The 11,800-nt window shown below is 71.1% G+C and carries 7 protein-coding genes and 1 pseudogene; 2 read left to right on the top strand and 6 right to left on the bottom strand.

Going from position 1 to position 11,800, the window contains the following annotated elements:
- The 6 genes and pseudogenes from ACTWQJ_RS34425 to ACTWQJ_RS34400 all read right to left on the bottom strand — a co-directional run.
- The coding region (locus ACTWQJ_RS34425; RefSeq protein ID WP_443310393.1) for a phosphopantetheine-binding protein at positions 1-1,330 on the bottom strand (1,330 nt) is incomplete at its 3' end.
- Complete coding sequence (locus tag ACTWQJ_RS34420) at positions 1,327-2,025, bottom strand: 4'-phosphopantetheinyl transferase family protein (RefSeq protein WP_443310394.1); 699 nt, start codon at positions 2,023-2,025, stop codon at positions 1,327-1,329. The genes ACTWQJ_RS34425 and ACTWQJ_RS34420, both read right to left, overlap by 4 nt.
- 59 nt (positions 2,026-2,084) lie before the next feature.
- Positions 2,085-2,345, bottom strand: coding sequence for a hypothetical protein (locus ACTWQJ_RS34415; protein WP_443310392.1), 261 nt, complete (start codon positions 2,343-2,345; stop codon positions 2,085-2,087).
- Between the two features lie 151 nt (positions 2,346-2,496).
- Positions 2,497-2,682: pseudogene (locus ACTWQJ_RS34410) on the bottom strand (aspartyl/asparaginyl beta-hydroxylase domain-containing protein); the annotation flags it as partial.
- 182 nt (positions 2,683-2,864) lie between these two features.
- Entirely contained in the window at positions 2,865-3,014 is a 150-nt protein-coding gene (locus ACTWQJ_RS34405; RefSeq protein WP_443310391.1) for an MbtH family NRPS accessory protein, read from the bottom strand.
- Between the two features lie 211 nt (positions 3,015-3,225).
- The gene (locus tag ACTWQJ_RS34400; RefSeq protein ID WP_443310390.1) at positions 3,226-3,354 is read right to left on the bottom strand and encodes a hypothetical protein; all 129 of its coding nucleotides are present in this window, start codon (positions 3,352-3,354) and stop codon (positions 3,226-3,228) included.
- Between the two features lie 291 nt (positions 3,355-3,645).
- Here ACTWQJ_RS34400 and ACTWQJ_RS34395 point away from each other — a divergent pair, with 291 nt between their 5' ends.
- Together ACTWQJ_RS34395 and ACTWQJ_RS34390 are read left to right on the top strand one after the other, a co-directional pair.
- Positions 3,646-3,906 carry an MbtH family NRPS accessory protein gene (locus ACTWQJ_RS34395; RefSeq protein ID WP_443310389.1) on the top strand — a complete coding sequence of 87 codons (261 nt, stop codon included), beginning with the start codon at positions 3,646-3,648 and terminating at the stop codon, positions 3,904-3,906.
- A 347-nt stretch (positions 3,907-4,253) separates the two neighbouring features.
- On the top strand, positions 4,254-11,800 hold a 7,547-nt coding region (locus ACTWQJ_RS34390), incomplete at its 3' end, for an SDR family NAD(P)-dependent oxidoreductase (RefSeq protein ID WP_443310388.1).

Here is an 11,800-nt window from a genome sequence, read left to right as displayed (position 1 = left end):
ACCCCAACTCGTAATAACCCAACCCCACATCCACCGCATCCACAGACACACCCAGCCGAGAACCCACCAACTCCCGCAGCACAGCGGAGACAGGCAGGGAATCCACCACCGGCGCGGCGGCGGGAGCCTGCGCGGGGACGGCCGGCGCGGCGGGAGCGGGCACGGCCGGCGCCGCCGCGACGGCACCGGCAGACAGCTGAGGCTCCAGCCACGCCGCGAGCTCCGCGATCGTCCGATGCTCGAACATCACCGTCGGCGACAACTCCACCGACAGCCGCCCCTCCAACTCCCCCACCAACGCCAGCAGATCAGCCGACCCCAACCCCAACTCGTAATAACCCAACCCCACATCCACCGCATCCACAGACACACCCAGCCGAGAACCCACCAACTCCCGCAGCACAGCGGAGACAGGCAGGGAATCCACCACCGGCGCGGCGGCGGGAGCGGGAGCGAGCACTGCGGCCGGCGGGGCGGGAGCGTCGCCACGGACGTCGAGCGCGCCTGCCACCCGGATGCGCTTGGCGACGAACTGCCCGACCTCGGCGGCCTTCTGGCCGGCCTCGTCGTAGAACTCCACGACCAGGCGGATGAGTTCGTCGTCGCGGCGGACGGAGTCGGCGGGCACCCGAACGTAGCAGCGCCCGCCGAGCGGCCTGGCGGCGCGGAACCGGTCGAACATCAGCGGGAGGTAGAGGCCGGGGCCGTCATTGTCCCCGTGCAGCATGCCCAGGGCGACACCGCCGCCGAGGAGCCCGGCTTCGAAGAGGGCGGGGTGGAAGAGGAACGCGCCGGTGGAGGCCTGGTGTTCGGGGGCGAGTTCCAGCTCGGCGATCCAGTCGCCGGGACGGTGGTGGACCGCGCCGCCGAGCTTCATCAGGCCCGAGTGGAGGAGGTCGTACTCCCGGCACCAGGTGTAGATCTCGTCCATGGTGGTGCGTCGGGTCGCCCCCTGGACGGGCAGCGGGAGCCGCTCCGTGAAGGCGACGGGGCCACGGTGGTGCGCGGTGACGACGGCGTGCAGGACGTCGGTGGTGTCCTGGACGCGGCGGCTGCGCACCTCGATGCGCCATCCCCCGCCGGTCGCGGGGCGCCCCTCGACGGTGGTCAGGACGGCCTCACCGGGCCCGGCGACGAGCGGCGCGAGGATGGTGAGGTTGCGCAGCTCCACCTCGGGCATGGGGTGTCCGTGCCGGGCGAGCACCTGGAGCACCAGGTCCACGTAGCCGACACCGGGCAGCAGGCTGCGGCCGTACACGACGTGCCCGCGCAACAGGGGGTTGTCGGCGGTGACGGTAAAGGTCTCGGTGAACGTGGGCAATGCAGTCATCGGTTTTCCGTCCCAGAAAAGGCGCGCGAGGGTGCCCGAGTGTGCGTGGCGCGAACCGGGGATTCGTTTACGGACAGGGGGAGAGTGATGGCTGTCAGAATGAACCCGTCGCGGTGCATCCAGCGCCCCGTGAGCCGGGGTACCGGATTCCCGGCCGCCTGGGGTGGGGGCACCAGGAACCGCGCGGAGAAGAACCCGCCGGAATCGATGTCGATCTGGGCCCCGTCGAACCCCAGCATCCGCTGGGCGAGGGGGAACCAGACTTTGTAGACCGCCTCCTTGCAGCTGAACAGCAATCGGTCCCACGGCACCGCGTCGCTTTGCGCGCCGAGCCGTTCCACGAGGTCTCGTTCGGCCGGCAGGGCGACCAGGTCGAGCAGGGCTCCGGGAAGCGGAGCACTTTCCTCGGCGTCGATGCCCACGGAATGCAGCCGGCTGGCCCGCGCCACCGCGGCCGCACGGTATCCGGAGCAGTGCGTCATACTGCCGACCACTCCGGCCGGCCATTGCGGGGCCCTGTGCCGCCCGGGCGGCAGGGGAACCGGAGGAATTCCCAGTTCGCCGAGCGCGGTACGAGCACACCGGCGCACCGTCGAGAATTCCCGTCGGCGCCGTGGTACGGCATCGGCGACGGCCGCGCGTTCCTCTGCGAAGAGATGAATGTCCGCGTCGTCGTCGAATGCCTCCGCGGACATCACGTCGACGGGAAGTATGTCCTCGATCACTGTTCCCCCGTGCCCCGTTCTCCGGCCGCTTACCAGGTGGTCAGCGAGAAGCGCTCGCCGAGTTCCCGTGCGCCGATGGCGAAGTCCCTGATCCGCTCGGCCTTCTCCACCATCTTTTCGTCACCGCCCCCCTTCGAGATGGCCACGAGCCACTCGTAGGCCTCGCTCGGATGAACTCCGTAGGTGTAGTGGACCTTGGACAGCAGGAATAGGACGTCGCGGAAGTTCTCGCGTCCGATCACGCCGGACAGGGCGAGGATCCCCGTCTCTCGCTCCTTGGTGAACGGCATGCGTTCGTGAATGTCGGGGCTGAGGTCCGGGGTGTAGATGGTGGCGTCCGCGAAGGCTTCCTTCTCGTCGAACGCGCCCTCGAAGGCGAGGTCGACACAGAAGCGACTGCCTGCTGAACTCAGCGAAGTTGACGGCCGAATGGACGGCAGCCGGGTCGAGGAACCAGATCTCGCCGGCCCGCATGTGGATGACAGTGCCGTCGTCCGAGTGGAAGGCCGGCGAGCTGCCCTCGAGCATCAAATGGGTGCGGAAATACTGGTCGAGTTCGCGGTCGAGTTCCACAAAGTCGCGGTGCGGGATGACGACGGCGTTCTTCAGGTTCCTGGTGCGGGCCACCTGGAGCCGCTCAACGAACCCGTTGCTGACCTCGTCATACTCCTCTTCCACAGTTGGCACCGCGGCAAGATGTTCGAGATCTTTCCTCAAGCACTCCTGGTCGAGTTCGATACGGCCGAGTAAGTGCGAGCGCACGCGTCTTCTCCCCCGGTGTCGATTGCGTTTTCGGTTGCGAAATGGGCTCACACAGGTGGCGCCATAGCCAGGCGGAGGCTGTGCGGTCGCATATCAGTCCAGTTGCCCTCAATGAAGGCGAGGCAGTCGCGACGGCTTACAGCGTCCAGTGCAACCTGCCATCCCGGGGGAACGTCGACTGCGGCGGGCCACAGCAAGTATTACTCTTCCCCGTTGCGCAACACCCGATAGATGCCATCGCTTCCCCCATCTCGCTCCCCCATTCGAATCGAGAGCTTAGGTTGACTCGATCACGACCGTCAACCGTCTCCCGAGGATCGCGTAGCTCGATTCTTCAGCCCGGACCCACCGCGCAACAGCCAATCCCTGCGCGGGGAAAGAGGGATGCGGAGGTTGTCCACGCCGCCATCAGGCCTGGCCAGGACCCTTGATCACAACCGGACTCTCGCCGGCGGCGTTGTCCGCGCTCGCGCCGATGGCGCCCATGGACAGGGTGACGCCCAACTCGGCCCAAGAGCCAGCCAATTGACGGGACATGTACTGAGCTCCGTCCGCGCGGAATCGAGCATGCGAGCGCCACCTACCGAGTACCGGCACACCGCCTGACCTGGTCGAATGAAGTATTTGGCAGCCACAGCGTTCCGGGTGGCGGATCATGGTTGACGGCTTGCAGTGGATGACCTAAGCTCCCTTTCCATTCGATCAAGGTTGCGAAACTCTCGGGGGGTGAATCCAACCATGATGGTCGAGGGCAAGCGGGGGTTATGTGAATGGTGAACTTCCGCTCTGGTTCGTGTTGACCACTCATCATTCGACTTCTGACTCCTGATGCCGGCCGCCCTCAGCGAGATCTCTCGAAGAGAGCAATACTCGCCATGGCCAGAAACCATTGACGTGCCGCCGGGATGGCATGTCGTGCCGGACAGCGGAAGTCGCCGGCGGAACGCGGAGAACCGCTCCCGGGGGCCGTCCGGAAATGATCGGGCTGCACGACGAACGCGCCAGGTCCATCGGCTCAGCACGCGGCGGTCAAGCCTTTGCCGGGACCACTTTGTTCAACCCCACGGAGGCCGCGTTCACATTCTTTAGTGGCGCCTTCCAGGGTTCGACGCGGAGCGGATCGACATCGGACCTGACAGGGGACTCCTCGCGCGATTCCCGGCACCCGCTCCCGTGGCCGCGGGGGCCCCGGTCCGTCGCACGACCGAACGCTGACCGATCCGCGACGGACTTTCCCTGACCGCCGTCGTCCTGAACTGAACGCACTGCCCTCCGGCTCGCAGAGCGTGGGAGTTCCTCTATCCCGTTCCTATCCGAACCGCACACCCATGCGCCGGCATTCGGGGATTCCCCGGCGCAACTCCGGCTGTTTCCCACCGGCTATGCCCCCACCGGATCTACCCGCTGGCCTGACGCACCTTCTGGGACGGACACCGATGACCGAATCGACCACGTTCAGCGAGACCTTCACTGTCACCGCCGACAACCCACTGCTGCACGGGCACGTCGTCTACGGACGCAGCCTCCTGCCCGGAGTCGGTTACGTGGACCTGGTCCTCCAGGTCCTCGCTCGGCATGGCCACCCCATGCAGGACGTGGAGTTACGCAACCTCACGATCCTTGCTCCGCTCGTCGTCGGGTCCGCGAAGCGCGCCCTTACCACCGTCGAGGGACGCCGGGAGCCGGACGGCGACTGGCGTGTCGAGGTCCGGAGCCGACGCCCCGAGGACACCATCGACGTTCTCCACGCCGTCGCGACCGTGCGCCGCTGTGCCCCCGCCACCTTCACCGAACGGCTTCCGCTTCCCGTCGACGGGGCCACCCGGCGTACCACGCTCGATGAGATCTACACCTGGTGCCGCGAGTACGACCTGGTCCACTCCGGCTTGATGAAGATCAGCGGAGCAGTCCACCACCGGGCCGGCGACTGGATCGCCGAAGTGGAACTCGCCCCCGAACACCAGGCAACCAACCCCGCGTTCCTCTTCCACCCGGCCCTGTTCGAGGCAGGCCTCCTCGGCGGTGGTGTTGCCATCGGCATGCTGTACGGCGACAACGACGGTCCCGGCCTCTACCTGCCGCTCATGTTCGAGCGGTTCCGCGCCACCGGACCGCTGGGGAGCCGCTGCTACGTCCGCGTCCCCGCCGACTCCGTACGCCGGGACGAAGAACTCATACGGCTCAGCGTGGAGTTCTACGACGCCACCGGCGCGAAGGTCGCCGAGGTGGGCCAGTTCGTGGCCAAGCGAGTCCGCGCTGCGGCGTCCCTCGACGTCCGCGGCGGCGACGCCTCCACGCTGCCGGCACCGGCTCCTGCGGCGCCTGCGGTGGCTGCTTCGGTTGGGGGTGGCCTGGTGGAGGTGGTGCGGGGATTGGTGGCTGCTCGGTTGGAGGTGGCTGCGGATCAGGTGGATGTGGGGCTTGGTTATTACGAGTTGGGGTTGGCGTCGGCTGACCTGTTGTCGTTGGTTGCGGCGTTGGAGGAGCGACTGTCGGTGGAGTTGTCGCCGACGGTGATGTTCGAGCATCGGACGGTCGCGGAGCTGGCGGTGTGGTTGGAGTCGCAAGTGCCCGCGCAGGTCCCGGCGACCGCCCCCACGGCTCCCGCCCCATCCGGTCGGGGGCCGACTTCCGTCGCCCCGGCTCCGGATGCCGCTGCCCTTCCATCGCCCAGCGCCCGGAGCGACGATCCGTACTCCGCCCTGCGCGCTGCCCTCGCCGAAGAGGTGTCCACGCTCCTCGGTGTCCCCGTCGCCGAACTCCACGCCGACGCCGAGCTGGCCGAGTTCGGGCTGGACGTGCGGGGCCTGGCACACCTGGCCGAACGGGTGAACGCGCGCCTTGGCCTGACCGTCCCGCTCACCGCCTTCCAAGAGCACCACACCCTGCGGGCCCTCGCGAAACACCTTGGCCGTGAGCACTGCACCCCGGCCGTCGCCGACCGGCAGTTACTGACAGCGCAGCCCCACCCGCTGCTCCACCGGACTGTCACCGGCGACGGCGATGACACGACGTACGAGACACGCTTCACCGGCGACGAGCCCTGCCTGCGCGACCACCGGGTGCACGGCGGAAAGGTTCTGCCTGGAGTCGCTCATCTGGAGATGGCCCGGGTGGCTGCCGCGAGGGCGCTGGGACAGGGCGACGCCGCCGCCCTCCGGCTCACCGACGTGGTGTGGCTGCGGCCCGCCGTCTGCGGTCCCGACGGACTCGTGCTGCGGGTGCGCGTGTGCACAACCACTGCGGGCGGCTGCACGTACGAGATCCACAGCGTGGACGAACGAGGTGACACCACCCTGTGCAGCCAGGGGCGCGTGGCCCTCGCCCAGGACGCCCCGCAGCTCCCGCCCCTTCTTGACGACCTGCGTGCCGCCTGCGCCGATGCCGTCCACACCGGCGAGCACATCTACGGGCTCTACGACAGCATGGGGATGATCTATGGCCCCTCCCAGCGGTCGGTCGCTCGGCTGCGCGTCGGCACCGACCCCGACGGACGCCCCCAGGTCCTGGCCGAACTGCGCCTGCCGCCTGAGGCGGAGCCTCTCGGCGTCGCTGGTCTGATGCACCCGAGCATCCTCGACGGCGCCCTCCAGGCCACGATGGGACTGTGGCTGGCGGAGGCGGCCAATGGCCGGTCGGCCGGCCTCGCGCTGCCCTTCGCCCTCGAACGCGCCGAGGCCGTCGCTGCCACCCCCACCACCGCGTACGCGTGGATCCGCCACCGGCCCGGTGGCGCCATGGAGACCACAGCGGCCCGGCTGGACGTCACCGTCGTCGACGAGCAGGGCCGTGTGTGCGTGGAGCTGACCGGCCTGTCCACACGCCGCCTGCGGGACTCCTCTTCCGACGACGCGGTCGGGTCGGAGTCCGTGCGTCCCGGCGACATCGCGATCATCGGCGTGAGCGGCCGCTATCCGGAGGCCGCCGGCCTGGACGAGTTCTGGCAGAACCTGCGCTCGGGCCGGGACTGCATCCGCGAGGTCCCCGCGGACCGGTGGAACCACGGCCGGTACGCCGGCGCCGGCGCCGGCGGCTGGGGCGGTTTCCTGGACGACATCGACCGGTTCGACCCGCTGTTCTTCCAGATATCCCTGCTGGAGGCCGACCACCTCGACCCGCAGGAACGCCTGTTCCTGCAGTGCGCCCACCACACCCTGGAGGACGCCGGATACACCCCCGACCGCTTGTCCCGCAACGCCAAGGTCGGTGTGTTCGTCGGCGTGATGTACCAGGAGTACCAGCTCCTCGGCGCCCAGGCGCAGGAGCGCGGCGAGCCCGCGGCCCTGTGGGGCAGCGCCTCCACGGTCGCCAACCGGGTGTCGTACTTCTACGACTTCCACGGGCCGAGCCTGGCCGTGGACACCATGTGCTCCTCCTCCCTGACCGCCATCCACCTGGCCTGCGAGGCCATCCGCAGCGGTCAGTGCGACACCGCACTCGCCGGCGGCGTCAACCTCACCCCGCACCCCAACAAGCACCTGGTGCTCGGGCAGCGCAAGTTCCTCTCCAGCGACGGCCGGTGCCGCAGCTTCGGCGAGGGCGGCGACGGCTACGTGCCCGGCGAGGGCGTCGGCGCCGTCCTGCTCAAGCCGCTGGAGCGGGCCGTCGCCGACGGCGACCGGATCCTCGGGGTGATCAAGGGCACGGCGGTGAACCACGGGGGACGCACGTCCGGTTACTCGGTGCCCACCCCGCTCGCCCAGGGCAAGGTCATCGCCGAGGCGCTGGCCGCCGCCGGGGTCGACCCGCGCGCCCTGAGCTACCTCGAAGCCCACGGCACCGGCACCTCCCTGGGCGACCCGATCGAAGTCAGCGGCCTGGAACGGGCGTTCAGCCGCGCGGGCGGCGCACCGGAGCAGCTCGCCATCGGCTCCGTGAAGTCCAACATCGGGCACCTGGAGTCCGCCGCCGGCATCGCCGCCATCACCAAGGTGCTGCTCCAGCTGCGGCACGGCGAACTCGTGCCGAGCCTGCACTCCGCGACGCTCAACCCGCACATCGACTTCGACCGCACCCCGCTGCGCGTCCAGCAGACCCTGGAGCCGTGGCGGCGCCCCGTGCTGGAGGGCCGTACGCTGCCACGCGTCGCCGGAGTCTCCAGCTTCGGCGGCGGCGGCTCCAACGCCCACGTCGTCATCGCCGAGTACCAGCCGCCGGCACCCCCGGCCGAGGCCCCGGCCGACGGCCGCCCCGCGCTGCTGATGCTCTCCGCCAAGAGCGAGAGCCAGCTCGTCGAGCAGGCCCGCCGCCTGCACGCCCGGCTCGGCCGGCTGACCGACGCCGACCTCCCCTCCGTGGCCTGGACCCTGCAGACCGGACGCATGGCGCTGGAGGAGCGCCTCGCCTTCGCCGCGAGCAGCCTGGCCGAGGCCCGCGAGCGGCTCGCCGCCTTCGCCGCCGACCCTGCCGTGACCGGCCCCTGGCACCGGGGCACCGTCCGCCCGGACCGGCCCGCCGACGCCCCGGCGGTGCGCGCCGCCCTGGACGCCTGGACGCGGCAGGGTTCGTACGAGGACCTGCTCGCGGGGTGGGCCGACGGCGCCGAGGTGCGCTGGGAGCACGCCTGGCCGGCCGGCACCCCCGTGCGCCGCATCGGCCTGCCCGGCTACCCCTTCGCCCGCGAACGCTGCTGGTTCGACCTCGACACCGAGGGCGCACCGCACCGGCCCGCGCCGACTGCCGGCTCCCCGGCCGCCGGCGGCGCCGACGTGGTGCTGCTGCGGCCCGAGTGGACCGCGCGGCAGGCCACGACCGGGGCGGCGGGCGCCTTCTCGGAACGGCACGTCGTGGTGCTCGGTCGGCTCACCGACGGCGACCACGACACCCTGCGGGCCGCCCTGCCCGCCGGGACCGAGTGCACCATCCTCGACCTCGCCGACGGCCCGCTCGACCGGCAGTACGCCGATGCCGTGCGGCAGGTGTTCACGCTGACCCGGCGGCTGCTGGAGCAGGGCGTGCGCCGGCCCACGCTGCTCCAGGTGGCGGCCGTCGGCGACAGCGACCGGCTTGCCTGTTTCAGCGGCCTGGGCGCACTGCTGCGCACGGCCCACCTGGAGAACCCCAAGCTGCACACCCAGTACCTGGAGTGCCTGGACGGCGCCTCGCCCGCCACCGTCGCCGCCCGCCTCGCAGCCGAGGCCACCGCCGACCCCGAGCCCGAGGTACGCCACCACGACGGCCGCCGCCAGGTCCGCCGCCTCACCGAGGTCACCGGCGCCCGGCCCGCCGCCGCGCCCTGGCGGGAGGACGGCGTCTACCTCGTCACCGGCGGCATCGGCGGACTCGGCCTGATCACGGCCCGGGACATCGCCGCCACCGTCGGCCGCGCCACCGTGGTCCTCGCCGGGCGTTCCCCGCTGACCGGGGACCAGCGCGCCGCGCTGGACGCCCTGCGCGCCGCGGGCCTGACCGTCGACCACCAGCGGGTCGACGTCGCCGACCGGCACGCCCTTGCCGGCCTGCTGGCCCGCATCGCCGACGAGCACGGCCCGCTGACCGGCGTGCTGCACGCCGCCGGCGTCGTCCACGACAACTTCGTCGTCCGCAAGAGTGCTGAGGAACTGGAGCGCGTCCTCGCCCCCAAGGTGGCCGGACTGGTCCACCTCGACGAGCTGACCCAGGGGCAGCCGCTGGAGCTGTTCGTCTGCTTCTCCTCGATCGCCGGCGCCTTCGGCAACCCCGGCCAGAGCGACTACGCCGCCGCCAACGCGTTCATGGACGCCTACGCCGGACACCGCAACCGGCTCGTCGATGCGGGCCTGCGCAGCGGCCGCACCGTGTCCGTCAACTGGCCGCTGTGGGACGAGGGCGGCATGGGCGCCGAGGGCCCCGTCCGCGAGCAGCTGCGCGCTGCTGGGCTCGCCCCCCTCGACACGCAGCGTGGCCTCGCCGCCCTGCACCAGGCCCTGGCCGGCGCCGAGGGCGGTGTCACGGAGGGCAGGCTGCTCGTGGTGGCGGGCGACCGCGAGGCGCTGCTGACCCGGCTGACGGAGCGCGCCGGGGAGGCGGCACCGCAGACCGCCGTACCACAGAACGTGGCAGCGCAGACCACGACGGACCCGGCACCGCAGGCCCCCGCGCCCGCCACGGCGGCCGGCGGCGGATCCGTACGGTCCGTCGAGGACCGGGCCGTCGCCCACCTGTGGCGGATGCTGGCCTCCGCCCTCAAGCTCGGGCCCGAGCGCCTCGACCCCGACACCCCGCTGGAGCGCTACGGCATGGACTCCGTGCTCGCCGTGACCATGGTCCAGCCGCTGGAGGACATCTTCGGGCCGCTGTCGCGCACGCTGCTGTTCGAGGTGCAGACCGTGCGCGGTCTCGCCCGCCACCTCGCCGCTGACCACCCGCAGGCGCTGCGCACCCTCGTCGGCGAGCCCCCGTCCGCCGCGGCCCCCGCACGGGCCCAGGCCGCCGCGGGCCCGCGCGCTGCGCAGGCCCCCTCACCGGTCCGACACGAGCAGGACCACCGCAGCCAGGACATCGCCGTCCTCGGTATCAGCGGCCGCTACCCGCACGCCGACGACTTGGAGGAGTTCTGGTCGGCGCTGTGCGAGGGCCGGGACTGCGTCACCGAGGTGCCGGCCGATCGCTGGGACACCGGCGGCCGGGCCCAGTGGGGCGCGTTCCTCGACGGCATCGACCGCTTCGACCCGCTGCATTTCGGCATCTCGCCCCGCCAGGCCGCCGCGATGGATCCGCAGCAGCGGCTGTTCCTGGAGACCGTGTGGCACCTGTTGGAGCAGGGCGGCGTCACCCAAGAGGTCGTCGAGCGGCGCTACCAGCGGCGCGTCGGGGTGTATGTCGGAGCCGCCTACCAGATGTACCGGGCGGACGCCGCGCAGGACCCCACCCTCTCGGCGCTCACCTCGGCCGCCTCCTACAACCTCATCGCCAACCGCGTCTCGCACTTCTTCGGCCTGGAGGGTCCGAGCCTGGCCGTGGACAGCATGTGTACCTCGTCCGCCATGGCTGTGCACCTGGCCTGTGCCGACCTGCTGCGTGGCGAGTGCGAGCTGGCCGTGGCCGGAGGTGTCAACCTGACCACCCACCCCGACAAGTACCTGGCCCTCGGCGAGATGCAGCTGCTCGGCACCCACCCGGGCGCGCGCAGCTTCCGCGACGGCGACGGCTACCTGCCCGCCGAGGCGGTCGGCGCCGTACTGCTCAAGCCGCTGGACGCGGCGCTGCGCGACGGCGACACCGTGCACGCGGTCATCAAGAGCACCGCCTCGCTGCACAGCGGCCGCTCCAACGGCTTCATGACGCCCAGCCACCGCACCCAGGTCGCGACCATGCGCCGGGCGCTGGAGCGGGCCGGTGCCGCACCGGCCGACATCGGCTACGTCGAGTCCGCCGCCAACGGCACCACGTTCTTCGACGAGGTCGAACTGCGCGCCCTGCGCGAGGTGTTCGCCGACGTCCGCGACACCGTCCACGTCGGCACCGTGAAGTCCAACCTCGGCCACCCCGAGGCGGCTTCCGGCATCGCCCAGCTCACCAAGGTCGTCCTCCAGCTGCGCCACGGCCGGGTCGCGCCGCTCGTCGACGTCGGCACCCCCAATCCGCGTCTGGACCTGGAGGGTTCGTCCCTCCGGCTCGCCGACCGGTTGACGGACTGGGCACCCCGCGGCGTCGCGCCTCGCCGCGCCCTCGTCAACTCCGTCGCGGCCGGCGGCAGCCACGTCAGCCTCGTCGTCGAGGCACCGCCAGTGACCGCCCACGCCGATCGGAGCGCCCCGGACCCCTCGCCCCAGGTCGTCCTGGTGTCCGCCCGGACTCCCGAGCGCCTGCGCGCGGCGGTACGCCGCCTGCACGCCTTCCTCGAAGGCGACGACACGGCGAGCCTGGCCGACATCGCCTACACGTCCCAGCTCTGCCGGGAGCACCTGCCCGAGCGGCTCGCCCTGGTCGCCGCCGACCGCGAGCAGCTCGCGCACGCCCTCGAACAGCACCTGGCCGACGGCGCGGCCGCCACGGCGGGCAG

Source organism: Streptomyces sp. KR55, assembly GCF_052245645.1.
Classification (GTDB): Bacteria; Actinomycetota; Actinomycetes; order Streptomycetales; family Streptomycetaceae; genus Streptomyces; species Streptomyces flavusporus.
The sequence above is the reverse complement of the archived record's forward strand: the minus strand, read 5'-3'. Positions and strand labels throughout refer to the sequence as shown.